The sequence below is a fragment of the Photobacterium sp. GJ3 genome (assembly GCF_018199995.1).
GTDB lineage: Bacteria > Pseudomonadota > Gammaproteobacteria > Enterobacterales > Vibrionaceae > Photobacterium.
In genome coordinates this window covers 1,471,988-1,498,135 of the sequence record NZ_CP073579.1, presented here as the reverse complement: position 1 = coordinate 1,498,135, position 26,148 = coordinate 1,471,988, and the positions used below count along the sequence as shown (strand labels likewise).

Genomic DNA, 26,148 nt, shown 5'->3' with positions numbered 1-26,148 from the left:
CGTGTTCCGTGTCTTATGGAGAAGATGATGAAAGTATTAGCCTTTGCTGCCAGCAGCAGCCGTCAGTCAATCAACAAACAGCTCGTCAGTCATGCCGCTTCGTTAGTGCCGAACGCAGACGTTGAAGTGCTGGATTTAAACGATTATGAAATGCCGATTTACAGCTCAGATATTGAAAACGAATCGGGCATTCCCGCGGCGGCTCAGCAATTTTTTAATAAAATCACCGCAGCGGATGCCGTGTTCGTTTCATTTGCAGAACACAACGGCTCTTATACCGCAGCGTATAAGAATGTTTTTGACTGGGCTTCTCGTATCAATCAGAAGGTCTATCAGAACAAAGCGCTCGTTTTCCTGGCCACCTCGCCGGGTCCGGGGGGCGCACAAAGTGTATTGGGATCGGCGGTAGGCTCTGCGCCATTCTTTGCTGCGGATGTGAAAGGGTCGCTTTCTGTACCGAGTTTTTACGACAATTTTGATGTTGAAGCAGGCGAGTTACATAACCCTGAGCTGCTGGATAAATTACAGACGATAATTGCCAATCTGTAATTGTAACCATGGCCACCGGCGAATCCGGTGGTCTTTTTGTCGCGCATGTTTGCATTCTAGCCGGTTGTTTCTTTCACCTGTGACACTGGTGCATTTCGTCATTTTATCAAATCACAGCGATAAAATTGAAATACCACGAGACAACAATGTCGGTAGATCAGCTACGACCTCGGGAAGCTGGTACTGAGAGTGTATGCGCCATGTCTGTCCCAACGTATGATTGCATGCGCCAGAGACCAAAACTAACGCTCATATGCTGCCAGGTCCGTTCAGGATACGGAATGGGCGTAACGCAAAGCATTCTTGCAATGGGTGCGCCAAAGTGTTCATGAAAAAGGGTCCAGTTGCCCCGTTGAATCACTTGCCGGGATTTTCCTTGCAGCCTCGTTTGACTTCACTCCGATTTTTTCTACGGTTTTTGCCGCGATCATTCTGGACATTCAGCGAACAGCGACGTTCTGACAGGGCTGGGTCATGTGACTGCTGCTTCGCAGGTCTGTTGTCTTACCTATCCGATTTATCCCACCTTGCTCATTAAATTCAGATCAAATGTTCTCTGTCGGATCCAATGAATCAGGATTCAGGAATGCATCCGTCGCAGGGGAGTGTTTTGGTAGTACCAATTGAATGTATATTAGTGATAGATATCACAATAACAACGATCTCTTTCTTGGTTTTTAATTAATTCGTTGTTTTTAAAAGGTTTATTGTTGATGAATAATATTTGACCGGTTGTGATCGATTTGTTATGTTTTTGTTATATTGGTTGTACCAATCAACGTATTTTGAAAGTTGAGGTCAGACATGGATGCCTTTAAGCGATTAAGAGATGTGCTTGAAACCGCTAAAACGGACGAAAAAGGCAGATTACGGCTTCCTTCGGAACGTGATTTGTCTGAACTATTGAGCATGCAAAGAACGTTAGTTAGGGAGCAACTGGCCACGTTAGAAAATCTGGGGTTTGTTCAGCGCGTGCGTGGCAGCGGCACATTCTTGCAAATGCCGCAACCGGCCTTCGTGCAAATTTATTTCGATATTGCTCTCAGGCTTGGTTTTATTTCGGTCGATGCGCTGGAAGCCGCCCGTGAAATGCTGGAGCGCGAAATTGCTTACTGTGCGGCGCATAACGCCACGGATGCTGATATCGCCAAGCTGGAGGAATACCTGGTGGAGATGGGAAACCCCAATGTTCATGAAAGCCTCGCTGCGGACTATGATTTTCACCGGCATCTGGCTTACATGACAAGAAATCCCGTGATCATCCTGATTATTCAGGGGCTGGCCTCGGTGTTGAAAGAGGTGGTACACCGCCGACGCGTGTTGGTCAGGCAATCGCGTCAGTCGATGTCAAAAACGAACGATACCCATCAAGCTGTGATTGATGCGCTGAAAAACCGCGATCCTGACGCCGCCAAAGATGCCATGAATATTCATTTCCGAATCTGGGATGAGGAATCAAAAGGGCTGCTCGAGTGGATAAAAGAGTGAGCCTGTGAGTGAGTTATTTCCGTGCGGATCAGAAAATTGAGGTGAGGTATGCAGCAGGTTGAATTCACGTTAGAACAACGAGCGTTCCACATTCGTCGTTATGCATTACGCATGGGTGAAGTGCAGGGGCAGGGCTATGTTGGTCAGGCACTTGGCATCGCGGATGTGTTGGCCGTTGCGTATTTTCAGGCGCTGACATACAGGGCGGAGGATCCGGAATGGGAAGGCCGGGACAGGTTTCTGCTTTCCATCGGTCACTATGCCATTGCACTTTATGCCGCGTTGATCGAAGCGGGGATTGTGCCGGAACAAGAATTGGAAACCTATGGTTCGGACGAAAGCAAGTTGCCGATGTCCGGCATGGCGGCTTACACGCCGGGTATGGAAATTACCGGTGGCTCGCTCGGACACGGGCTTGGCATTGCGGTGGGCATGGCGCTCGGGCTGAAAAGAAAATCATCGGACTCTTTTATTTATAACCTTCTGTCTGACGGGGAGCTGGATGAAGGCTCCACCTGGGAGGCTGCTATGTCCGCCGGTCACTGGCGGCTGAATAACCTTATCGCCATTGTTGACGTCAACAACCAGCAAGCCGACGGTCAGTCAAGACAGGTGCTGAATTTCGAACCACTTGCCGACAAGTGGCAGGCCTTCGGCTGGGATGTTCAGCGCGTTGATGGCAATGATCTCTCGGCCGTCGCTCAGGCATTTGAAACTGCACGCCGGAGTGATTTCAACGGGCCTCGCGTCATTATTTGTGATACCCGGATGGGGCAGGGCGTCCCTTTTCTTGAGCAGCGAGAAAAAACGCACTTTATCCGTGTGGAACCGGAGGAGTGGGAGCAGGCATTACAGGCGTTGGAAGCCGGGTTTAAGCCGTCGCACAGTGCCTGAACTCACGAAAAAATACACCGTTCGCAATGGCTCATCGAAAAGGATTCAGACATGAGTAAAGTGGCTTTGAAAACCTCGGCAATGATTGCCTCCATTGCTGAGGAAGGGCAAACAACCGTCTCAGCGCCATTTGGTCACGCACTGGCGAAGCTGGCAGACACTCAGCCGGATATTGTCGGCATGACGGCAGATTTATCCAAATATACCGACCTCCATATTTTCGCGGAAAAGCACCCGGATCGTTTTTATCAAATGGGTATGGCCGAACAATTACTGATGATGGCGGCCGCAGGCATGGCCCGTGAGGGGGCTCGACCGTTTGTAACAACTTACGCGGTATTTGCGGCTCGCCGGGCGTACGATTTTATCTGCATGGCGATTGCCGAAGAAAAGTTGAATGTGAAAATTGCCTGTGCCTTACCGGGCCTGACAACCGGTTATGGCCCCAGCCATCAGGCAACGGATGATTTGGCGATTTTCCGCGCCATGCCCAACCTGACCATCGTCGACCCCTGTGATGCATTGGATGTCGAGCAGGCCGTTCCTGCGATTGCCGCCCACAATGGGCCGGTTTATATGCGCCTTCCACGCGGTAAGGTCCCATTGGTTCTGGATGACTATGACTACCAGTTCGAACTGGGTAAAGCGAAGCGCCTGTGCGATGGCAATGATGTGCTGTTTATTTCTTCTGGCTTGATGACCATGCGTGCGTTGGCGGCCTCCAAGCGGTTGAAAAAAGATAATGTGGGGGCGTCTGTTCTGCATGTCCCGACCATTAAACCGCTGGATGAAGAAACGATCCTGAAAGAAGCCGCCCAACCCGGACGCTTGGTCATTGTGGCAGAGAACCATTCCGTGGTTGGCGGTTTGGGTGAAGCCGTGGCAGGCGTCTTGGCGCGTGCCGGCGTGCATACCGACTTCCATCAAATCGCGTTGCCGGATCAGTTTCTTGATGCGGGCGCGCTTCCGACACTGCATGACAAATATGGAATTTCAGTAAACCGAATTGTTGCTCAGGCGAAGGCATGGCTCTGAGCGACGGGCCGACATATGGCTGTGTGTCACGCGCACACGGCTGTTATGTGCATAACAAGGGACAAGAATTTCTCTCAATAAGGAACGCGATATGAAAAAGATACTGACATCTTTGGCATTAGCTATCTCGCTTGCCGCAACTCCGGTATGGGCGGAAACCACGCTTCGTGTGGCGCATAATGCCGCCGATGGGAACCCTAAAGCGGAAGCATCGTTGCTATTTGCCAAATTGGTTGAGGAAAAGACAGACGGCAGGATAAAAGTTGAAGTCGGTGGGAATGCCCAGTTTGGAGATGATGCTGAGGCGATTACCTCCATGCGCCTTGGCGCAATTGCGTTCAGTGCAAACTCGCAGGGGACAACGTCCAGTGTTGTTCCGGAATTCGCGTTGCTGGGATTACCCTTTTTGTTCTCAAACCAGCAGGATGCATGGCGGGTGCTGGATGGGACTGCAGGTGATAAGCTGAGCGAGCTGGCCGCCCAAAAAGGTCTGGTCGTCCTGGCGTATTGGGACAACGGCATTCGCCATGTGAGTAACAACGTCAGACCGATTACCAAGCCTTCTGAACTGGCCGGGATCAAGCTGAGAACACCGCCAGACACCATGACCGTGGATATCTTCCAAACCCTTGGTGCCAACCCAACACCGATGGCATTTTCCGAGCTGTATATTGCCCTGCAACAAGGGGTTGTTGATGGGCAGGAAAACCCGTTGGCAAATATTTACTCATCAAAATTGTATGAAGTGCAGAAGTACATTTCCTTTACCGGCCATAAGTACGAAGCAACCCCGTTCTTAGCCAGTAAGATCGTCTGGGACAGATTGTCACAGGATGATCAGGCTGCGATTCGGGAAGCCGCCAAAGAAGCCGGTGACTTTAACCGTAAAACATTCGTTGAGCAGGAAACCCAACTGCGGGCCGAAATGGAAGCTGCGGGAGTGATGTTTAACGATGTTGAGCATTCTGCCTTTGTTGCTGCAACCCAACCCGTGTATGAGAAATGGAAAAAAGACTATCCGGAATTGGTCTCTTTACTGGTCCGTGAGTCCACCCAAAGTCAATGACAGCTGTGAGGGGAATGCCGTTCCCCTCTGATCTAGGCAACCGATAGCTGATCCTTAAACGGTTGTGTACCAAAAGTCATTGTTTCCAGCCCTTTATCTATAAGGAGGCAGCAAAATGGACGTACAAGGAAAACTGATGCATCTGCAATCTGATAAGGGAATGGCGACCCGGCTGTTGAACGGGCTGGATAGATTGATTGAATACACGGCGCTGGCGATTTTTATATTAGCGATTTCCGCGCTGTTTCTGTCACTGGGTACGGATGTCATTGTCCGTTATCTCACCACGGAAAGCCTTGGCTGGCCGGCGGAAATGCCGAACTTGCTGTTCCCTTGGTTGGTGATGGGCGCGATTGTTGCTGCAGCTCAGCGTGGCAGGCACATTGCGGTCAATGCCATTATTGGCTTTCTCCGTCAAGGAACAACCCGCGGACTGATGTTCCTCATAAACCTGATCACAACGGCAACGTTTTGCTATCTGGCGATTAGCGGTCTGGATGTGGTCAGTATCGCGGGTAGCCAGCTTTTCCCTATTTCCGGGATTTCTTCCAGTTATGCCTATATGGCGTTGGTTTATGGCTTTGCTGCCATTGCCCTGACTGCATTGTCCAACCTTCTGTGGCTGTTCATTGATGCCGAGAGGTTTGGTCAGCGTGTTCTTCCTGCGGAGGTAACAGAATGACCCCGTTAATGATTGCTTTATTCGCTGTCATGCTGGTGCTGGCATTCCCTGTGGGGTATGCCTTGATTATCAGTGCTGGCGCAGCGGTACTTTTTGTGGGTGATGCACCCAGCGTGATTGCCGTGCTGAAACTTTTCCAGCCAACCCAGAGCTTCCCCATGTTGGCGATTCCCTTCTTCATTTTGTCGGGCGGGCTGATGATGTCCGGAACGCTGGGGAAAAAACTGGTGGATTTTGCGGCTTATCTGGTCGGGCGCTTTCATGGTGGCCTTGGTCAGGTGACTGTGGTGGGGTCCACTGTTTTCGGCGGCGTATCCGGCTCTGCGGTGGCGGAAGCATCGGCCCTGGGTTCCATGCTGATCCCCTGGCAGAAACGTGAAGGCTATCCGGGCAGTTTCAGTGCTGCGGTGACTGCATCGTCGTCTGTGATTGCTGGTCTTATCCCGCCGTCCATTCCACTGATTCTTTATGCCTTGGTGTCCAACAGCTCCATTGCATCGCTGTTTGTGGCAGGGATCTTACCCGGCATGATGCTTGCGGGTGGGATGATGATGGTCTGCTATCTGTCTGGCCGCTTCCGGAAGTTCCCGCTGCTGAAAAATACCTTTACGGTGAAAGGGTTAGTGAAAGCTTTCTTCTATGCAGGCCCCGCACTCGCCATGCCGCTGGTTATTGTTGTGTTATTGCGGGCCGGTATCGCCACACCGACAGAAGTCAGTATTATCGCAGTTGCTTATGCCTTGTTAGTCAGCCAGCTGATCTACCGTGATTTAACGATTCAACGCGTTATCAATGCGCTGATTGCAACTGCCTTGACCACAGGCATTGTGATGTTGGTGATTATTGCCTCCAACTTGGTCGGGCATGTACTGATCACCGAGCATATCCCCAATCAGATCGCGACCTATGCGCAGGAAACCTTTCCCAGCCCGTGGATGATCATTCTGGCCATGAATATTTTGCTGCTGTGTATTGGCATGTTCATGGATCTTCCCGCCGCTATTTTGCTGCTGGGGCCGACACTGGTCGCTGTAGGTAACAGCATTGGGCTGGATCCGATCCAGCTTGGCATCATGATTGCCGTTAACCTCAGTATTGGCCTGTTCACCCCACCGATAGGCACCACCCTTTTTGTGGCTGCAGCTATCTCAAAGGAAAAAATCGGCAATATTGTCAAAGAGCTGTGGCCATTTTACCTCGTCGCACTCACGGTCTTACTGCTGATCTCATATGTGCCGGCATTCACCATGTATTGACCGGAATCGCCGAACTGCAAGGAGCTATATATGAACAAAATCGCATTTGTCGGGTTGGGCTCGATGGGGTTGCCGATGGCCAAAAATCTATTAGGCTCGGGATTTGAGGTGCGGGGGTATGACATGAACCCCAAGGCACTTCAGGCACTGAAAGAAGCAGGGGGCGAAGCCTGTAACTCGATAACCGCTGCGGTGCATCAAGCCGATCTGTTGGTGCTTATGGTGGTTAATGCAGAACAGGCAGAGCAGGTGTTGTCTGGTGATGGTGCCCTTGAGGCATTACCGCCACAGGCTGTCGTTGTTCTGATGTCGACCTGCCCGGCAGACAGTGTCCGCGAGTTGGCGAAAACGGTGCGGGCATCCGGTCGTGAGTTTATTGATGCACCGGTTTCCGGTGGTGTTGCAGGGGCTAAAAATGGGTCGCTGACAATCATGGCAGCCGCCCCGGATGCTGTGTTTACTCAGGTGGTACCAGTGTTGAAAAGCATGGGTGACAAGCTTTATCACGTCGGAACCGAACCCGGGCAGGGCGCCGTGGTGAAAACGGTCAATCAACTGTTGTGCGGCGTGCATATCGCCGTGCTGGCTGAAGCGTTTTCACTGGCCCGAAAATCCGGTGTGGATTTGCAGGTGTTGCTTGAGATTTTAAGCGGATCTGCGGCCTCAAGCTGGATGCTTAAAGACAGGGGCCCACGAATGTTGCAGTCCGATCCTCCCGTAACGAGTACCGTTGATATTTTCGTCAAAGACCTCGGTATCGTCCTGGCGTCTGGCCATGCAAGCAAAGTGGCGCTTCCGCTTGCAGCGGCTGCACAGCAAATGTTTCTCGCCACATCAGGCCGAGGGCTGAACAATGCCGACGATAGTCAGGTGATTACCAGTTACGACCTCATCAACGGAAATGGTTCACAAGAAGGTAACGGCTAAATGAAACGAGATATTTCCGTAAGCACAGGCGCTTACGATGGATACGCAATGCCGGACATTCTCGCGTCCATGCACAGGCTTGGCATCAAGAAGGTGGAACTGGCGTTTATCAAAGGTTACGTCAACGAATTTACCGATGCAGACCTGAATGTCGGCTATGCGCAGGAACTGGTTGGGCTGATGGACTCGCTCGGCCAGCAATGTCCGACCTTTTCCGGCCATATCAATTTGGGTGACGATACCGCGTTGTCGCAGTTTGAGGTACGTGCGCGCTTTGCCGCAGAACTGGGCGCAAAGCGGTTGATTACCAACGCTGCTACGCGTGAAACCGCAGCGCGATTTTTTCAGTTGGCACCGGAAATGGCCGCCATTGCCAAAGCGCACGATATTATTGTCTGTCTCGAAAATCCCGGCGATCGTGTGGATAACATCTTAAACAGCGCTAAAGATATTCAGCCTTTGCTGTCGAGATTGGGCAGCGATGCATTCGGTATTAACTACGATGTGGGGAATCTCATTTCTCATTGTCCGGATCTGGATCCGGTTGAAGATACCCGTCTGGCGCTTCCCTACAGTGCCCATCTGCATATCAAAGATGCCTATTATCGTAACCATGTTTATCACTTCTGTGCGTTGGGTGAGGGCGCAATAGCGTTTGATACCTTGCTACCGCACATAGCAGAAGATTTCTCAGCATTGTCGTTCAGCCTTGAGTTGCCCTTCCGTTTGCAACGCAATGATGATGCTAAACCCTATAAAAAGCCGGATTTGCTAACGATGCCAGAGATAGAGGACGACTTGGCAACGTCCATTGCCTATTTAAACAAAACAATGAACTTAAAGGAGTGAGTGTATGCTTCTTGGGGATAAAGTCTGTGTCATTACCGGTGCCGCCAGTCCTAAAGGTATTGGCAAAAATACGGCAAACTTGTTCCATCAACAGGGGGCGATTGTCGCCATTCTCGATTTGAATCAACAACAGGCCGATGAAGCGGCGGCATCTGTCGGCGAGCGAGCCTTTGGCGTGGCCTGCGACGTAACGGATAAAAATTCGTGTGACAATGCCATTGCCGCGGTTGTTGAACGGTGCGGGCGGGTAGATGTGCTTATCAATAACGCAGGTATCACCCAGCCCCTCAAAACTCTGGATATCACCCCGCAAAACTATGAGCAGGTTACGGATGTCAGCCTGCGTGGCATGCTGTATATGTGTCAGGCGGTATTGCCGCATATGCAGAAGCAGCAAGGCGGTTCCATTGTGAATACCTCTTCTGTTTCTGCCCAGCGGGGCGGCGGGATTTTCGGCGGGCCGCATTACAGCGCCGCAAAAGCCGGAATGTTAGGGCTTGGCAAAGCGATGGCTCGGGAATTCGGTGGTGCTAATATCCGCATAAACAGTGTCACGCCGGGACTGATCCTGACGGACATTACCGGCGGTAAGCTGACCGATGACATGAAGGAAAAGATCCTGACAACGATTCCGTTGAACCGTTTGGGTGCGGCCGAGGACGTGGCGAACGCTTTCCTGTTTCTTGCCTCTGATCTGTCAAGTTACATGACCGGCGCCACACTCGATGTGAACGGCGGCATGCATATTTACTAGATGTTGGCCGGAGGGAAGGACAGGCACTTTTGCTGCGGGGCAAGAAGAGGGGCAATAAGGATAGGCACTTTTGCTGCGGGGTAAGAAGAGGAGCAATAAGGACAGGCACTTTTGTATGAAAAGGGGCAATAAGGACAGGCACTTTTGTATGAAGTGAGCCGGGGCAGTTGAGCAGAATGGAAGGCGAGGCCAGGGCTTATATCGGTTCGGGCAATACTTTTCACCCGAAGCAGTCATACGCGATGATTGGCAGTTGGCTCATTTTCACAAAGCTAAAAAATGGGTCGTCCCGGGTCATTTTTTCTGTGGGGTTAGTAAAAATTATTGAGCGAAACCTCAAACGGTAAAAGTGGCTGCTTTTTATTCAATTTTATGTTGCAAGCTTGTGAATTGCCACACTAGTATAAATCCAGTTATTGATTTTATTGTCAATATACTTATTGATCACGAATCCGTTTGGGGTAATAGAATCTGAGCAAACCGCTCGGTTGAATCACCATGAGCAGCTTCGGCATAAGCCTCAATTTAACTTGATATGAGTAATAGAGCTCAAACAGCACCTTTCTCTGAATTTGGTGTTGCTTGAGCTTTTTTCGTTGAGGGACCGTTAAGATGGATCGAATCAACATAGGATTATTGTTTTCGACTTCAGGCACATATCGTCATCTGGGTCGTAATGGCTTGCTCGGTGCCCTATACGCCATTGAAAAAGTGAATGGTGATCCTTCCTATCCATTTACGCTGAATGCGGATATTCGTAATCCGGCTGGCGTCGTGAGTGACTATGTGCACCATGCTCGCTCGTTACTCACCAGCAATATTCATCATTTAGTTGGCACCATCACTTCCAGCACCCGTAAAGAAATCATTCCTGATGTACGCGAGTATCGCGGTTTATTGTGGTACGGCATCCCGTATGAAGGATATGAGTGTGACGAAAATGTGGTTTATCACGGTGCATGCCCAAACCAAAATCTACTTCCATTGTTGGAATATGCGGTAAAACAGTTTGGTAAACGAATTGCCATTTTAGGATCAAACTATGTTTGGGGCTGGGAAAGTTGCCGGATTGCTCGAGAGGCGATTTTATCTGTCGGTGGCGAAGTTCTGGACGACAGCTTTTATCACCTTGATACGCTGAATTTTGACTTAATCATTCAGAAACTGAAGCAAAGCCACCCGGATTTCATCATCAACAATCTGATCGGCGACTCCAGTTATGCATTTTTGCATCAATTAGACAACCAGTGGTCTCATTCTCCTTTGCCTGTCCTCAGTTGTAACCTGACAGAGTGCGAATTAACTTGTTTGAATGAATTACCTCATTTGCGGCTTTATTCTTCCCTCATTTTCTTTGAGTCGCTCAATCCAGCGTTTGTCGCACAAGCCCGGCAGTTTGTTGGGACAGACACCAGAATCACAGGCAATTTTGTCGGGAGTTATCTGTCTGTGATGAGCCTTGCGAATGCCATTGTCAAAGCAGATTCTGCGGAAGTTGATCGAGTCTGTGCTGTGTTGCCAGAGATCTCGACCGATTCACCGATGTCGGTCGAGATACGGATTGCTGCCAATCAACATGCGATCTTACCGTGCTCGATTGGTGAACGTCTGGGCGATTCCTTTGTTCCGGTCGTGAATTTCCCTGCGACGGCACCGAACCCCTACTTAGTTGGTCATGAATTTTTGACCTCGACATCCGGTCAAGAAACTGAACCCCAGAGAAAATTGAGGTTAATCCGATGAACGCTACCACCTCAATCAATACCATTGTGCTGATCAGCGACAATGAAAGAACCTGCCGGCAAGTTGAAAAAGCGTCAGCCAGAATGGGTATTCATTGCCATACGCGAATGGCCTATCAGAGAGAAAAAACCGACTTAGTACTCATTGATATTCAGTACTATTTCAATGCTTTTACACCGCAGACAATCATCACCGATACCCTGCCAATTGTAGGTTTACTTTCCCATGGTTCTCCCACGGAAGTGGAGCGGGCTACTCAAATTGGTGCTTTGGCTGTGATCTGTAAGCCTATCCATCAGTCTGGGCTGTACGCCGCGTTTCACATGGCTAAAACGCTCAATGCGACATACAACCAGCTCCGTCAACAACTCAAAGCGATGCAGACGCGCCACCAGTTGCGCCATACCGTGATCAATGCGGTCGGACAACTGATGACGGAATACAACCTATCCAGTGAAGCGGCTTATCAGCAACTTCAACGCGAATCCATGCGGCGTAATGTCCCCATCGAGCAAGCCTGTGTGGAATTGACTCAAGGCTATGTCACTGACCAACGTTTTAAGGCAGGCCGCTCATGAGTTCTTGGAAGAAAATGTTCTCTCGGATATCTGTAATTTTCTCATTATTTATCATTGTCTTGATTGTTGTTTTGGCCGTCGGCGCTCCCTGGTTAGCTCCTTTTGATCCCACGGAGCAGTTTTTTGATGGCCTGACCCTGGAAGGCGCGCCATTACCACCCAATACAACCTACTGGTTTGGCACCGATCTCTTAGGACGCGATCTGTTTTCTCGGATTATGTATGGTGCTCAAACATCGCTGTTGATTGGTGTGGTGGCAAATGGCATCGCCATTCTGATTGGCACTATGGTGGGTGTATTGGCCGCTTATCTCAAAGGATGGTTGGGGACTGTCCTGATGCGATTTACCGATCTCATGATGGCCTTTCCTGCATTGCTGCTTGCGATTGCACTGGCTGCTATTTTCCAACCCAGTTTATGGATTGTGGCACTGGTCATTGCTTTAGTGAATTGGGTGCAAATTGCCCGGGTTGTTTATTCAGAAACACTGGCCATCAGTGAGAAAGATTTTATTGCGGCTGAAAAAGCGATTGGGGTCGGTGCGTCTACGATATTGTTCTCTCATATTCTTCCGCATTTAATTCCTACCATGCTGGTTTGGGCAACCCTCGGAATATCCACCACAGTCCTGCTGGAAGCAACGCTTTCCTATCTTGGCATTGGTGTTCAGCCACCTATCCCAAGCTGGGGAAATATTATCTTTGAAAACCAAACGTACTTTACGATTGCGCCGTGGTTGGTGTTTATTCCAGGCGTCGTGATCATTCTTCTATCACTGTGTTTTAACATTGTTGGAGATGCCCTGCGTGATGCGCTAGACCCAACACTCAATGGAAGGGACGACGCATGATTGATTACCTTTTCAAACGTTTACTGCATGCGGCATTGATTTTACTCGGTGTAACATTCATTACGTATTTACTGCTTTATCTGCTCCCCGCCGATCCAGTACGCCAAATTGCAGGGCGAAGTGCGACACCGGAAACCATTGAAAATATCCGACAACAACTTGGGTTGGATCTGCCTTTTTATCAGCAGTACTGGCGCTATCTTACCTCGCTCTTGCAGGGTGATATGGGACGTTCATGGTTGCAAAAAACCGAAGTCGCTGAACTGATTGCTGCGCGATTGCCTGCCTCCCTTTCGTTATTGGCTGCTGGCATTGGTGTCGAACTCATGATTGGTCTGTCGTTAGGGATCATCGCTGCGCTGAAAAGAAACAGTCTGATCGATCGCAGCCTCATGATCTTCTCCTTTATTGGCGTTTCATCGCCTCATTTTGTTGCGGCCATGCTGTTCCTCTATCTGTTTGCCGTGCAATGGTCGTGGCTCCCTATTGGAGGTTATGGGACCTGGCAACATCTGGTTCTCCCCGCGGTAACGCTCGGATTGTTAGGCAGTGGTTGGTATTCACGCATGATGCGTTCTTCCATGATTGAAGTACTGCACCAAGATTATATCCGCACAGCAAAAGCCAAAGGTTTAAGCCGTACGCGCATTTTATTTCGCCATATTATCCCAAATGCGCTACTCCCCATTATTTCTATGATTGCCATTGATATCGGTATTTTCATCGGCGGTATGGTGGTGGTGGAATCGGTATTTGGTTGGCCCGGTATTGGTCAACTCGCTTGGCAGGCGATTCAGCGGGTCGATATTCCCATTATTGTCGGCGTCACTCTGGTTTCTGCAGTTGCCATTGTCATGGCAAACCTATTGGCGGATTTGGTCTCACCATGGATTGATCCAAGGATTGATCTCAAGAAACTCTAATAACAAATAAGGAAATTGTGATGAAAAAAAGTGTGTTATCCGCGATTGTCGCTGTTTTATTTTCCGCCAGTGCGACTTCGGCAGACATGGCAGACATGGCAGACATCAAGCAAGGCGGACAGATGATTGTCACTTATAAAGATGATGTCACAACGCTCGACCCGGCCATAGGTTACGACTGGCAAAACTGGTCGATGATTAAAAGCCTCTTTGACGGGTTAATGGATTACGTACCTGGTACCACAGAGCTCACGACAGATCTTGCCGAAAGCTATGAAATTTCTGAAGACGGTAAAATTTATACATTCAAAATCAAACCGAATATTCAGTTCCACAACGGGCGAAAAGTTACCGCTGCCGACTTTAAGTATTCCATTGAGCGGGTGATCCGGCCTGAAACCCAAAGCCCGGGTGCTGGCTTTTTTGGATCGCTCAAGGACTTTTCCAGCCTCAATCGTGGTGAAGTCAACACGCTTTCAAGTATCAAAGTGCTTGATGACCACACGTTGAGTTTTGAGCTATCCCGTCCGGATGCCACTTTCCTTCATGTATTAGCCATCAATTTTTCGTTTGTTGTCCCTAAGGAAGTGGTTGAACAGCAAGGCGCTGATTTTGGTAAACATCCCGTCGGGACCGGGGCATTCAAGTTAGGGGAATGGAAACTGGGCCAGTATCTGACATTTGTTCGAAATGATAAGTACGATGTCCCGGGATTGCCTTACCTGGATGAAATCCGTTTTGAAGTGGGCCAGGAGCCCATTGTGGCCCTGCTCCGACTTGAGAAAGGTGAGATTGATATTGCCGGCGACGGCATCCCGCCTGCGAAGTTTCTGCAAATGCGCAACAACCCAAATTACCAGTCGATGATTGTCGAAGGTGATCAACTCCATACGGGTTATGTCACCATGAACGTCAATATAGCTCCTTTTAATGACCTCAAAGTGCGCCAAGCGATCAACATGGCCATCGATAAAGCCCGGATCGTCCAGATCATCAACGGCCGAGCAGTGCCTGCGAACCAACCCTTGCCTCCCGCGATGCCCGGTTATTCATCCAGCTATCAAGGCTACGCGTTTGATCAAGACAAAGCGCGAGCCTTGCTGACAGAAGCCGGCTTTCCAAACGGTTTCACCACCGAGCTCTATGTGGCAAATACCGACCCTCAGCCACGAATCGCACAGGCGATTCAGCAGGATCTGGCCAAAATCGGTGTGAAAGCGAGTATCAAAGCACTGGCGCAGGCCAATGTGATTGCCGCCGGTGGTCATGCCTCACAAGCGCCCATGATTTGGTCTGGCGGTATGGCGTGGATTGCCGATTTCCCGGATCCATCGAACTTTTATGCCCCCATTCTGGGCTGTAGCGGTGCCGTTGATGGTGGCTGGAACTGGGCTTGGTACTGTAATGAAGAATTAGATCAACAAGCTGCGCAAGCGGATGCCATGGTGGATGCAGGCCAACAACAGGCACGCATGAAAGCTTGGGAAAACATCTATACCAGCGTGATGAAAGATGCGCCTTGGGTGCCGGTGTTCCACGAAAAACGGTTCACCATCCGCTCTGAACGTCTTGGCGGCGACAAAGCCATTTTTGTCGATCCGGTTCATATTCCTGTTCACTACGAAAAAGTATGGGTGAAAGATGTGCAATAACAACTCCCACGATCACTTGATCAAAACCATTCACAGTGTTCACCATCACCATGGCTGGGACAACAGTATTCAGCCAGTGAGTCAGGTGATACCAGGCACGACGTTGGAATTTGAATGTAAAGACAGCGCGAGCGGACAGCTACATGCCCAGTCGACCGCTGCAGATATTGCCAACCTCGACTTTGGTCAAATTAATCCGGTGACTGGCCCCATCTTTATTGATGGGGCGAAACCCGGGGATGTCATTCGGCTGACCATTGAAGAATTCAAACCCAGTGGTTTTGGCTGGACCGCAAACATCCCGGGGTTCGGCCTGCTGGCAGACCAGTTTCAATCTCCGGCACTTGCTTTATGGTCCTATGATAAAAATACATGCTCGCCGGCAGCCTTCGGGAAGCATGCCAAAGTGCCTCTCAAGCCCTTTGCTGGCACAATCGGACTGGCATTGGCGGAGCCAGGTGTCCATTCTGTCGTTCCGCCACGGCATGTTGGCGGAAATATGGACATCCGAGATCTGTCTGCCGGGACAACGCTTTATCTCCCCGTGGCGGTTGAGGGGCCTTACTCTCTGTGGGCGACACCCATGCAGCACAGGGAGATGGTGAAGTGTGCGGCACCGCGATTGAAAGCCCGATGAATGTGGTGATGACGGTCGATCTGATTAAGAATAAACCGTTGAAGATGCCATTTTTCACCACGCCAGGCCCTGTTTCTCGTCATTTAGACGGTCAAGGTTATATGGTGACTACGGGTGCTCACCCTGATTTAATGGAAGGGGCCAGGATCGCCGTCAGCCAGATGATTGAGCACCTTTGCCGCCTGCATCATCTCAGTCCAGAAGACGCTTACATGCTGTGCTCTGTCTGCGGTGATCTTCGAATCAGTGAGATTGTCGACATGCCGAACTGGCTCGTCAGTTTCTACTTCCCAAACATCGTGTTCGACTGAATCGGAAGAGGAAATGATATGCCGTTATTGTCGGTTGAAAACCTAACCATCCGAATCGGAAACAATCCTCTGACTCAACCTGTGGTGAACGATTTGTCGTTCACCCTTTCCGAGCAGGAAACGCTCTGTATTGCCGGAGAATCAGGGAGTGGGAAGTCGTTGACCAGCCTTGCCATCATGAGGTTATTGCCTCAGGTTGCCCAGGTAAGCAGCGGTAAGATTCTCTTTGGTGAAAAAGACTTGCTGCTTCAGTCAGAAGCACAAATGCAACGGTTGCGTGGCCATGAGATTGCGATGATTTTTCAAGATCCCATGATGTCGCTCAACCCAATTATGACGGCTGGCCAGCAGATTGTGGAAGCGATTCAAGCGCACCGGAAGGTTTCTGCTGCTCAAGCTAGAAAAGAAGCGATTGCATTGCTCGATGCCGTGAAAGTCCCTCGTGCAGAAAAACGTTTCTCGCAATATCCGCATGAAATGTCCGGCGGGATGCTGCAACGCATCATGATCGCGATTGCTTTGGTCGGGCAGCCGAAAATCCTGATTGCCGATGAACCCACAACCGCCCTTGATGTCACGATTCAAGCCCAAATCCTAAGTTTACTGAATGAATTGAAAGCCGATTTCAATGCCGGTGTCATCATGATCACGCACGATATGGGTGTTGTTGCCGAAATGGCCAATCAGGTTGTGGTCATGAACCGTGGCAACGTGGAAGAGTACAGCGATGTTGAAACCCTGTTTACGTCACCCCAAGCGGCATATACCCAAAAACTGTTAGCAGCGGTTCCAAAACTTGGAAACGCGCCAACGATGACAGCGATTGAGAAGCCTGACCCGCTGCTCGAAGTGGACAATCTGTCGGTACATTTTGACTTGGATGCCCCCTTTTGGGCTCGTGAGCGTTATCAGGTTCGTGCGGTCGATGGTGTCAGTTTCTCTCTTGCACGGGGAGAAACACTGGGCATTGTCGGAGAAAGTGGCTGCGGGAAATCAACCACAGGAAAAGCACTCATGAACATGGTGCCATTTTCCGGTAGTGCGATGCTGAACGGCACAGAACTTAACGGTCTGAAAGGTGATGCTTTCATGGCGGTGCGCAAAGATATCCAAATGATCTTTCAAGACCCGTACAGCTCACTCAATCCGAGAAAAAGTATTTTTCAGCTGCTGCGAGAGCCACTGTTAATCCACAATATTTGTTCAAAGCATGAAGTGCGTGACCATGCTGCAGCTTTAATGGCGCAGGTGGAACTTTCTCCGGATATGCTTGATCGCTATCCACACCAATTTTCTGGCGGCCAACGCCAACGCATTGGTATTGCACGCGCGATTGCCTCTCAGCCTAAACTGGTGATTGCCGACGAATCGGTGTCTGCTCTTGATGTCTCTGTTCAGGCCCAAGTGCTTGAGTTACTTGGGCGGTTACAACAAGAGCTCCAGCTCAGTTTTCTGTTTATTTCACATGACATGGCTGTGATAGAACAGGTGAGTCATCGCGTCGCGGTGATGTATTCAGGCAGAATTGTTGAGATGGGACCCAGAGATGAAGTGTTACACGCCCCTCAGCACACTTACACGCAACGTCTGATGCAAGCTGTACCGATTGCGGATGTTCGTGTGAAGCGAGATCTATCGTTAGTCTTGTCACAGCATCAGATCCCTGATCCCATCCATCCGGTGTCCAGTGAAGTTCAGCCACCTGAGTATCGCCATGTGTCTCAGCATCATATTGTGGCTATTTGAAGGGAGGAACTGGAGGACAGACGGCGGTTTTCTCTCTGGGACAGATGGGCGGACAGACAGTTAATCATTGAGCTTTGCCTGGGCCTTCAATTCTATGGGGTGACTGTCCTGTTTGATGGTTGATGGTAATTCTATGGGTGACTGTCCCGCTTTACTTGAGTGAGGACAGGCATCTTAAGTACCTCAAGCAAAAAACACCTCTATCATTTTCATCAATTTCAGACCGAATTCTCGTCTTCATCATTTGCATCTTTCCCAGAGTGCCAAACTGAAATACTGTTTATGCATCCAGTCCTATTCGATGAAAAACTATGACCACAGCACGCAGCCAACTGATCAGTGTCGAAGCAACGCCCTATTACCATTGTGTTTCTCGGTGTGTCCGTCGCTCTTTTCTTTGCGGGTACGATGAGTTGACTCAGACGAGCTATGAACACCGTCGCGGCTGGGTCGAAAAGCGATTGAAGCGGATTGCCAGCGTCTTTTGCATTGATGTTTGTGCTTACGCAATCATGAGTAATCACTATCATTTAGTGCTGCATATCAACACCAAGCGAGTCCATCAACTTTCTGAATACGAGGTCATTCAGCGCTGGCTCACGTTGCACCAGGCGCCGGTACTGATTCAGCGGTACTTAAAGGGGGAAATTTCATCGAAGTCTGAGCAAAAGGCATGCCTCGCAATCATCCGAACCTGGCGGGAAAGACTCTGCTCCATTAGTTGGTTCATGCGGCTTCTCAATCAATTCATTGCCAGTGAAGCCAATCGAGAAGACGATTGTACGGGTCACTTTTGGGAAGGTCGTTTCAAAAGTCAGGCGTTGCTGGATGATAAAGCGTTGGCCGCCGCCATGGCCTATGTCGACTTGAACCCGGTTCGGGCCGGGGTTGCTGAGACACCGGAAACATCCGACTTTACATCGGTAAAAACACGGATTGAATCACTTCGACAAACGAAAGCCTCTGCACCTTCTCTGTTTCCTTTCGCTGGAAATCCGAGAAAAGACATGCCGGACGGACTCCCGTTCCGCTTGTTGGATTATCTGAAACTCCTCGACTGGACCGGGCGGCAAATCAAAGCGGGCAAACATGGCCAAATTGAATCAAGGCAACAGCCCATTCTGGCACGACTCGGCTTGAATCATCAGACATGGTTGAAAATCTGTACACAAATCGAGAAAGGTGCACTCATTGGCTCCCCTGCTGCCATTCAATCGGCCTTGCCATCATTGAATCGACAGCGGAGAACGGGATTACAAATTCCGTAAAGCAGCTCAGATCAGCCAGAATCCCTAACAAATCAAACCTTGCTCCGCGCGACAATGATCTCACTCGCCTTTAAATGAAGCGGGATAAAAGCAGCCTGATGATTGATTTAGAAAATCAATTCAATTGCTATTTCCATGAGCTTCAAACAGTGTTTCCGTTGGGATTGACGGAAATTGAACCCTTCTTTTTTTAATGTGTCTGTCCGCTTGGAACACAATCAAACGGACAGGCACTTCTATCCTTATATAATGGAGCGATGTTTAATGATGCCTGTCCCGGTGTATGCCGAGGATGATATTTAACTATGTCTGTCCCAGAGGACGCTCTCTTGGAAAGCGACGTGTCTGTCCTAAAGGATGCCACCAGTTGACTAAGGTGTCTGTCCGTTTGGAAAACGCTAAAGGATGCCACCAGTTGACTAAGGTGTCTGTCCGTTTGGAAAACGCTCTGCATCAGGCGATTCAACCGGAATCTGAAAGTAAAAAATTGCATATCCGGCAAAATCGGTATCCATTTCCAGCAAGGTTTCGAGAAGGCAGCCAGAAGTGTTGATTTCGTATCCCAGATTTTCTGCAATCTGAAAGAGAGACTCGATGGCTTTCAGATACGCTATTTCGGAAGCAACGCGTACCTGACTGCACAAATAGTGTCCCGCTTCAATCACATCATCTCCTGTTTCTGGAGGCATGCGCCAGAGTCCAAAGCTGGCGCTCATATCCTGCCAGCTGCGTTCAAGTTGGGAGATCGGCGTCGCACAAAGCATCTTTGCAGTGCGTGCACCAAAGTGTTCATGAAAATGGGTCCAGTTGCCCCGGTGGGTCACTGGCCGGGATATCCCTCGGGCGGGAAACCAGAGCAATTCACAGGGCATGGTGGCTGCGAGTTGTTGTTCCAGTGATTGAGGTGTCTGTCCGCTGGAAAAACGCTGGCTGGGGTGGGCCAGTTTCGCAAGGAATGCCATGGTTTCTTCAGGAGTACCCTGCGCCCCCAATAATTTGACCTGTTTTGGCTGAAAGCCGGTTTCGCGTTTTAATGCCTTGGCAAGCGCCTGAGAGGACGAAAAGCCCGCGCTCAGCGCAATGTCTGTGACAGAGGCTTGTGGCACGGTGAGTAATCTGGATACGGCGAATTGCAGCCTGAGTCGGTTCAGATATTGTCCCGGTGTTTCATGGAACAACTGCGTGAATTGACGGTGAAAATGAAAGGGGGAGATCGCGCTGCGCTGCGCAATGGTTTCCCAGGACAAGGGTTCCGCCAGCGACTGATGCATCAGTTGCAAAGCGGTTTCGAACCGGTGACGCAAATGCGCTGGCATCAAGGTAAGTAAAGCGTTTTCCGGCACGATTTCATGCAAGTTGGACAAAGGGTGGGCATGATGTAGATGCTGTTCCATGGCAGAAAAGGCATTGTGAATGGTCACAAAAGCATGCACGGTCTTGCATGGTTGATCAAGCATCAGGGGATCTCTTGCTGTAAAGGTTCAGATAGAACCGATGCAGGGGTTGTGAAGAAACGACCAGCTGTCAGCGGTGGCGGCACATTCAATAAGTTCAGCCAGGAGGCTTGTTTGGCCCCGAGCGATTGCTGATTGAGCCAGTCTGTCAGTGTATCGAGTGCGCCAGGCGCAAATGCTTGCTGTCCGAGCCAATACAGCTTTAGCAGATCCCTGATGCCCATCTTCTGGTGGGGAAAGTGGTGCGTATGCAGCAGCCCATGATTGGCGAGTGGGATGAGGGTGGCAGTGACCGACACATTGCTGAGGCGCTGTTGCCGCTGATATTCAAGGGCAGCATCAACATTCAGATCATGCTCGCCCCACATCAGCAGCGTCGGTATTTCCAGCTCTTCATAATCCGCTTTTGCATCGGCGTCTAAATTTTTCAGGACAAACGGATACCGCGGTTCCGGCATTGCAGCATTGCCCATTATTCTCCGGTAATCCGCGTAACTCGGGCGTTGATGCAGCAGTGCAATTTCCTGATCATATGCACTGAGTGCAGCCTGGATGTCAGTGGCAGTCGCCCCAGCTTCTTGCTGCTGGATACGCGTGTAATACCGGCTTTGTTCGATCCAGTTCGTGGCAAAGCCAATACCGACCATGAATCCGATGTGTGCTTTGGCATGGGTTGCCAGTGCAGGCAAAACCCAACCGGCTTGGCTGAATCCAATGATCCCGGTCGTTTGTGAGGTGAAATGATATCGGGACTGAACCCATCGAATGGCTGCCAGCACTTCGTTTTGTCTGTCTGCCATCGACTGATCCAGCCAGTTGCCTGTCGACTCTCCGATGCCCGGTTTATCCCAGCTCAATATGGAGTATCCTTCCGCCCGGAGCTGATCCCAAATGAGAGGATAATATCCTTCCGCATCAAAAGGCATTGCGCCGTCGCCATGGACAAAAAGGAGGACGGCCTTACTGGGGTGATGATTGGTCGGATGCAGGAACACTCCGGATAATTGGTTCTCGCCACTTTGAAAGGTGATTTTTTCTTCTGAAAAGCAGCCGGATATCAGACAGGAGCAGAGCAGCAAGAGGATTTTCAGCGCATTCATCGGGATATCCCTGTTTTCTTTTGGGTTGAGTATCGAACAGGTCAGTGCAGAAAACGTGTCTCGTTTTGCTGTTTTACTACGAAAACAGATCAAGAACTGATGTGGAGAAATGACGATATGCTGCTCTTTCTGCGAGTGATACCTAAGTGCAATCTGATTGATATGCAATAAACATAATATTCATGCTGGCTATATCTCATTCACTGTCGTTCAGGCTTGTCTGGTATGGATGATCTCTGTTTCTCTCCTGAACTCATCTGATTGATTCATCATCAAAAGGTCAGATGAAAGTTCTTAAAATAAGGAGTTGAAATATGAAAGGAAAATCGATTTTATCTTTCGCAGCACTGACAATGGCTGTGACGTCGATGACAACCCAAGCGCGCTCGTTTGATTTACCGGCAGGCTGTGAGTATGGTCGTGTGAAGTCGTATGACGTTCAGTATCAGGATGTCCGGAATGCGATTGACAGTGGTTATGATATTTACAATGATCCCCAAACTTATCCCGACCCCTCTCAACCGGATCAGACTGACTATAATCAGGAAGAATACGCGAACTTTTTTGAAGCCCTGATTAATCTGTTTAATTCGTTCGATTACCTGCGCGTGGAAGTACCAAAGCATGTGTTGCAGGATGAAGAGTTCCGGGCCAAAGGAAATTTATTCGACCGATATGCTTACGTTCGGTTTAATAACTCTGAGTTTGGTTATGTGGGCAAAGATAAGTCGAATCTGGATGCAAACTCCTATCTGAATATGAAGTTTTCCCGAACTTATGGTTATGGGCTGGTATGGATCAACCGTGCTGGGGGCATGTGCTCTGCTGAAGGGGTCTGGGTCCAGAAAAAACCAAGAATTGTCAGTGCCAGCGCGTCCCATGCTTCCGGTAAAATTCAGGCCAATGTCCAGTATCTGATCGACAAGTATTCAACCGCAGCCAAAGATACGAGTGTCAATGCACGCCTGACGATTCGGGTTCGGGATGACTTATATGGTCAGTCAACTTCGCGTTCGATTAGCCTCAGTGCATTGAATGGCAGCCAGACGATCAGCATCACGCCCGCCAATCCGGGAATTAACAGCGTGAGCATTTCGTTGTCAGATGGTAAATATACCGATGGCCAGTCCTTGGGCTATGTCCGTGTACCGGGCACACCCAAGCCACCGTGTCCGCGATGTCAGCCACTTTAATGGTTCATAAAACTCAGGCCCGGAAGCGGGCCTGAATTCGTTTGGAGGGTTAGTGTGAATGGATCTGAAAGAAGGCCATTTCCTTTCTGAGGCGCTGCGTCAGGGCCGAAATATCATCATTGGCCAGCTTGGTCTGGTTCGCGTTATCCGTATTCTGCTGCACGATCTGACTGATGGCTTCCAGCCGTTGCGAGATATCTCTGGTCACTGAAGATTGCTCTTCCGAGGCGGTGGCAACCAGAGTGTTCATGTCGGAAATTTGCGAGACTTGTTCTGAGATCATCTGAAATGCTTCCGACAGGGCGTGCGTATTCGTCTGAGATTCTGTCACCAGCTCCGTGTTCAGCTGCATGTGATCATCGGCCCGTTTGGATTGCGCCTGCAATTGGCTGATGATTTGCTGAATGTGGATGGTTGATTGTTGCGTTTTGGCAGCCAGTGCCCGGACTTCATCCGCAACCACGGCAAATCCGCGTCCCTGTTCTCCTGCCCTGGCGGCTTCAATGGCCGCATTCAGCGCCAGCAGGTTGGTTTGCTCAGAAATACCGTTAATCACATCAACCACGGAGCTGATGTTATCGGAATGCACTTTGAGTTCGTTGATAATGGTCGCAGATTCCTGAATAGACTGACCCACACGTTCGGCAATCTGATCGGAACGTTCCAGGGTGTGGGTGCTGTCGACGATCACCTGAATCGCTGAGCCTGTCGTTGTGTCAGCCGATTGAGCATTTTGCGCGACGTCGGATGCGGTGGAAGACAGTTGCGTGGCTGCGGCGGCAACTTGTTCGACTTCAGATAGTTCACGTTCGGCATTAATGGAGTTGTTGCGAATCACTTCAGAGATTTGGGTTTGATTCACGGCCAGCTGACTCAACATGTTTTCTGAGGCTTCAATGATGCTGACGATGCTTTTCTGCAATGCGTACAGGGACGATGAAATAATGTCCAGTTCATTGTTCGCTGTGGTGATCGTGTTGGGTGTAAAATCACCATTCGACATTTTCTGGATAGCGCGTGTGATTTCGGGTAACACACGTAGTTCCTTCCGGATGATCCAAAATGCAACGATAAAGCCCAGAATACAGGCACTGATTAACAGCAGGATCGACTGAATGAGATCCGTTTCGTATTGTGCCTGGCTTTTCTGATAGATTTGCTCAGATGTGTTTAACTGAATATTGATCAGCGTGTCGATATGGTTAGACAAGGGGTCAATTAACGCGTAAACATCTCGGGAAATTTGATCGGCTGTTTCCGGTCTTTTTTCAGCTTCTTTCAGTCGATTTACCAGATTATTTTTGATGGTTCTGATTTCTACAGAAAGCTGATTTGCAATGTTTTTTTCTTCGTTGGTTAAAGTTGTGGAATAGTATTGATTCCAAATTCGCTCAACGTCGTCTTTCGCTGTCAGGACCGAGGTTTCCAGCTCATGCTGAGATATCTGGCCAATATTCCACTTATTAAAAGCATCAACAATATCAACTGCAAACGCATCAGAAATGTTTTTCAATTGCTGAAGGGGTATAACACGATCTAAATAAATCGAGTTCATTGCTTTGAGTGTGCCTTGATTTCCAGACATTTGATTCCAGAACATCAGGAACATCAAGACGCATAAGGTAAATGGAACCACAAGAAGTTTTGTGAAAATTTTCTGCTTCATATCAACCTGGATCAATACCTGTTCAGTATAGGGTGTGGAGTGAGAATGGATTATGTCAATAATAATGTTTTTTGAATGACATTTCTTCATGTTTACGAGTGGATATCACACTGTCATTGTATGTTTTGCCACCAGTTAAAATGCCATCAACCCAATAGGACTTATATGCTGAATGAGTTGATAAATCTTTCACTTTTCCTTGTTCTGAAAATGTTTCAATCAATCGGTTTTGATGTAAATGTTGCCGATTGTTTTGATCCTTTTAAGCCGGCAGCGATCATTGTCGTTTTATATTTTTTATCTCTGCTCATTGTTATGTGTAAAAGAATACTGTTATGAAATTGATTCCGATGCTTTCTCTCCCCGTTTTGTTTCTGTCTGTGACTGCCTGTACGGGGGATTCCGATGAGAAACAAGCCTCAAATGTCGTGGAATCCGCTTTCGTCGAGAATCCTGATCAGTATGCTGATCCTGATACCTGCGGCACGCTAGGGGTGAAATCAGTGCCTGTCCTGGTGCCGGATCTCAATCAGTTGATTGAGGTTTCAGATTACACGGCATTGAAAACGGCACTGGATAGCGGCTACGCCTATGTCAAAGTGCCCAATGGTGTCACGATTGAAATCCCGAATCAGCCGGGTGCTTTGTCGGTTGGTGCATCCCAGACGTTGTTTGGGGAGCGGGGGAGAGCGGCACAACCGGGGAAGTTACTGGTCTTGCCGAATTCTGGCATCGATGAAGACCGATATCCTGTGATGACACTGGCCAGCCATGCGCGCGTGACGGGCTTGATCATTGAAGGTCCAAGTCAGGTGAGTGACACCCTGAAGTCGACAATCGCGATGCAATCGCAAAGTGATGCTGTCGGGATTGTTGTCGATAATAATGAAATTTTTGGCTGGCCCTGGGCAGGGGTGTCGCTGAAGCGTTCAAGGGACAGTCAGATCAGCCATAACTTTATTCACCATAATATTAAAAGTGAACTTGGTTATGGGGTCGTGGTGCAGAACGGTGAGACCACCGCGGACATCCGGTGCAATATTTTTAATCATAACCGACATGCGATCGCCGGTTCTGGCGCATTGGGAGAAGGGTATACGGCATCATACAATCTGGTTATGCAGGGCGGCGGAAAAGACGCCTATCATCAGTTTGATATGCATGAAAAAGATGGCTACGGCGGCAGTTATGTTCATGTTTATAACAACTGGTTTAATTATGGTGATTTCGGGACGGCGAACCGTTCATCCATCATGATCCGGGCCATTCCGCAGCAAGGGTCGATTGAAGTGACTGGGAATGTCTTCAAGTCAGCGGTTGAAATCAGCCCCGGACGACCCACGGTCGCCGGTGTGGCAGGATCTGTGCCGGATGAGGCCGCGCTGAAGGAGAATAATCAGTTCGCTCAGGTCTTTGAGTTCCTGCGTGAAGAAGCTGATCAGTGTGTCATGAAGGTCGCGGGTCAGACAATTCCGGTGCATTGTCAGAGCGTGAGCTTGTAAGTGATTCCCTCAGCGCCGGAGGTG

Annotated in this window: 22 protein-coding genes and 1 pseudogene; 20 read left to right on the top strand and 3 right to left on the bottom strand. The window is 49.5% G+C overall.

Going from position 1 to position 26,148, the window contains the following annotated elements:
* The first annotated feature begins 27 nt into the window (after window positions 1–27).
* From KDD30_RS23500 to KDD30_RS23415, 18 genes and pseudogenes are all read left to right on the top strand, one after another.
* Window positions 28–549 (top strand): NADPH-dependent FMN reductase, encoded by a 522-nt coding sequence (locus tag KDD30_RS23500; RefSeq protein WP_211651953.1) that lies wholly within the window; start codon window positions 28–30, stop codon window positions 547–549.
* An 804-nt stretch (window positions 550–1,353) separates the two neighbouring features.
* Window positions 1,354–2,037 carry a FadR/GntR family transcriptional regulator gene (locus KDD30_RS23495; RefSeq protein ID WP_211650973.1) on the top strand — a complete coding sequence of 228 codons (684 nt, stop codon included), beginning with the start codon at window positions 1,354–1,356 and terminating at the stop codon, window positions 2,035–2,037.
* 48 nt (window positions 2,038–2,085) lie between these two features.
* Window positions 2,086–2,931 (top strand): transketolase, encoded by an 846-nt coding sequence (locus KDD30_RS23490; protein WP_211650972.1) that lies wholly within the window; start codon window positions 2,086–2,088, stop codon window positions 2,929–2,931.
* Between the two features lie 51 nt (window positions 2,932–2,982).
* Entirely contained in the window at window positions 2,983–3,966 is a 984-nt protein-coding gene (locus KDD30_RS23485) for a transketolase family protein (RefSeq protein ID WP_211650971.1), read from the top strand.
* Between the two features lie 91 nt (window positions 3,967–4,057).
* A complete protein-coding gene (locus KDD30_RS23480) occupies window positions 4,058–5,032 on the top strand; it encodes a TRAP transporter substrate-binding protein (RefSeq protein WP_211650970.1) in 975 nt (324 codons plus the stop codon).
* A 115-nt stretch (window positions 5,033–5,147) separates the two neighbouring features.
* Complete coding sequence (locus tag KDD30_RS23475) at window positions 5,148–5,714, top strand: TRAP transporter small permease (protein ID WP_249199385.1); 567 nt, start codon at window positions 5,148–5,150, stop codon at window positions 5,712–5,714.
* Complete coding sequence (locus KDD30_RS23470) at window positions 5,711–6,970, top strand: TRAP transporter large permease (RefSeq protein WP_211650969.1); 1,260 nt, start codon at window positions 5,711–5,713, stop codon at window positions 6,968–6,970. The genes KDD30_RS23475 and KDD30_RS23470 overlap by 4 nt, the downstream gene beginning before the upstream one ends.
* Before the next feature lie 30 nt (window positions 6,971–7,000).
* Window positions 7,001–7,897 (top strand): NAD(P)-dependent oxidoreductase, encoded by an 897-nt coding sequence (locus KDD30_RS23465; protein WP_211650968.1) that lies wholly within the window; start codon window positions 7,001–7,003, stop codon window positions 7,895–7,897.
* Window positions 7,898–8,746: a sugar phosphate isomerase/epimerase gene (locus KDD30_RS23460; RefSeq protein ID WP_211650967.1), complete on the top strand. Its 849-nt coding sequence runs from the start codon at window positions 7,898–7,900 to the stop codon at window positions 8,744–8,746.
* Between the two features lie 4 nt (window positions 8,747–8,750).
* Window positions 8,751–9,500, top strand: coding sequence for an SDR family NAD(P)-dependent oxidoreductase (locus tag KDD30_RS23455; RefSeq protein WP_211650966.1), 750 nt, complete (start codon window positions 8,751–8,753; stop codon window positions 9,498–9,500).
* 612 nt (window positions 9,501–10,112) lie between these two features.
* A complete protein-coding gene (locus tag KDD30_RS23450) occupies window positions 10,113–11,243 on the top strand; it encodes a transporter substrate-binding protein (protein ID WP_211650965.1) in 1,131 nt (376 codons plus the stop codon).
* Window positions 11,240–11,821 carry an ANTAR domain-containing response regulator gene (locus tag KDD30_RS23445; protein ID WP_211650964.1) on the top strand — a complete coding sequence of 194 codons (582 nt, stop codon included), beginning with the start codon at window positions 11,240–11,242 and terminating at the stop codon, window positions 11,819–11,821. The genes KDD30_RS23450 and KDD30_RS23445 overlap by 4 nt, the downstream gene beginning before the upstream one ends.
* A gap of 14 nt (window positions 11,822–11,835) precedes the next feature.
* Complete coding sequence (locus KDD30_RS23440) at window positions 11,836–12,672, top strand: ABC transporter permease (RefSeq protein ID WP_371826133.1); 837 nt, start codon at window positions 11,836–11,838, stop codon at window positions 12,670–12,672.
* Window positions 12,669–13,595, top strand: coding sequence for an ABC transporter permease (locus tag KDD30_RS23435; protein WP_211650962.1), 927 nt, complete (start codon window positions 12,669–12,671; stop codon window positions 13,593–13,595). The genes KDD30_RS23440 and KDD30_RS23435 overlap by 4 nt, the downstream gene beginning before the upstream one ends.
* Window positions 13,596–13,615: 20 nt before the next feature.
* Window positions 13,616–15,247, top strand: a complete 1,632-nt coding sequence (locus KDD30_RS23430; RefSeq protein ID WP_211650961.1) for an ABC transporter substrate-binding protein — start codon at window positions 13,616–13,618, stop codon at window positions 15,245–15,247.
* Window positions 15,237–16,195 (top strand): annotated as a pseudogene (locus KDD30_RS23425) (acetamidase/formamidase family protein). The gene KDD30_RS23430 and the pseudogene KDD30_RS23425 overlap by 11 nt, the downstream one beginning before the upstream one ends.
* 18 nt (window positions 16,196–16,213) lie before the next feature.
* A complete protein-coding gene (locus tag KDD30_RS23420; RefSeq protein ID WP_211650960.1) occupies window positions 16,214–17,941 on the top strand; it encodes an ABC transporter ATP-binding protein in 1,728 nt (575 codons plus the stop codon).
* A gap of 311 nt (window positions 17,942–18,252) precedes the next feature.
* Window positions 18,253–19,209 carry a transposase gene (locus KDD30_RS23415; protein ID WP_211650959.1) on the top strand — a complete coding sequence of 319 codons (957 nt, stop codon included), beginning with the start codon at window positions 18,253–18,255 and terminating at the stop codon, window positions 19,207–19,209.
* 419 nt (window positions 19,210–19,628) lie between these two features.
* Here KDD30_RS23415 and KDD30_RS23410 read toward each other — a convergent pair whose 3' ends face one another.
* On the bottom strand, window positions 19,629–20,666 hold the full coding sequence (locus tag KDD30_RS23410) for a helix-turn-helix transcriptional regulator (protein WP_249199384.1): 1,038 nt from the start codon (window positions 20,664–20,666) through the stop codon (window positions 19,629–19,631).
* Window positions 20,666–21,763 (bottom strand): S9 family peptidase, encoded by a 1,098-nt coding sequence (locus KDD30_RS23405; RefSeq protein WP_211650958.1) that lies wholly within the window; start codon window positions 21,761–21,763, stop codon window positions 20,666–20,668. Before KDD30_RS23405 ends, KDD30_RS23410 begins: the two co-directional genes overlap by 1 nt.
* 314 nt (window positions 21,764–22,077) lie before the next feature.
* On the opposite strand from KDD30_RS23405, the gene KDD30_RS23400 reads away from it, so the two are divergent.
* Window positions 22,078–22,956, top strand: a complete 879-nt coding sequence (locus tag KDD30_RS23400) for a hypothetical protein (protein ID WP_211650957.1) — start codon at window positions 22,078–22,080, stop codon at window positions 22,954–22,956.
* 49 nt (window positions 22,957–23,005) lie between these two features.
* On the opposite strand, the gene KDD30_RS23395 is transcribed toward KDD30_RS23400, so the two are convergent.
* Window positions 23,006–24,622, bottom strand: a complete 1,617-nt coding sequence (locus KDD30_RS23395) for a methyl-accepting chemotaxis protein (RefSeq protein WP_211650956.1) — start codon at window positions 24,620–24,622, stop codon at window positions 23,006–23,008.
* Window positions 24,623–24,957: 335 nt separating this feature from the next.
* Between KDD30_RS23395 and KDD30_RS23390 the strand changes: the two genes are divergently transcribed.
* Entirely contained in the window at window positions 24,958–26,124 is a 1,167-nt protein-coding gene (locus tag KDD30_RS23390) for a right-handed parallel beta-helix repeat-containing protein (protein ID WP_211650955.1), read from the top strand.
* Window positions 26,125–26,148: the final 24 nt, after the last annotated feature.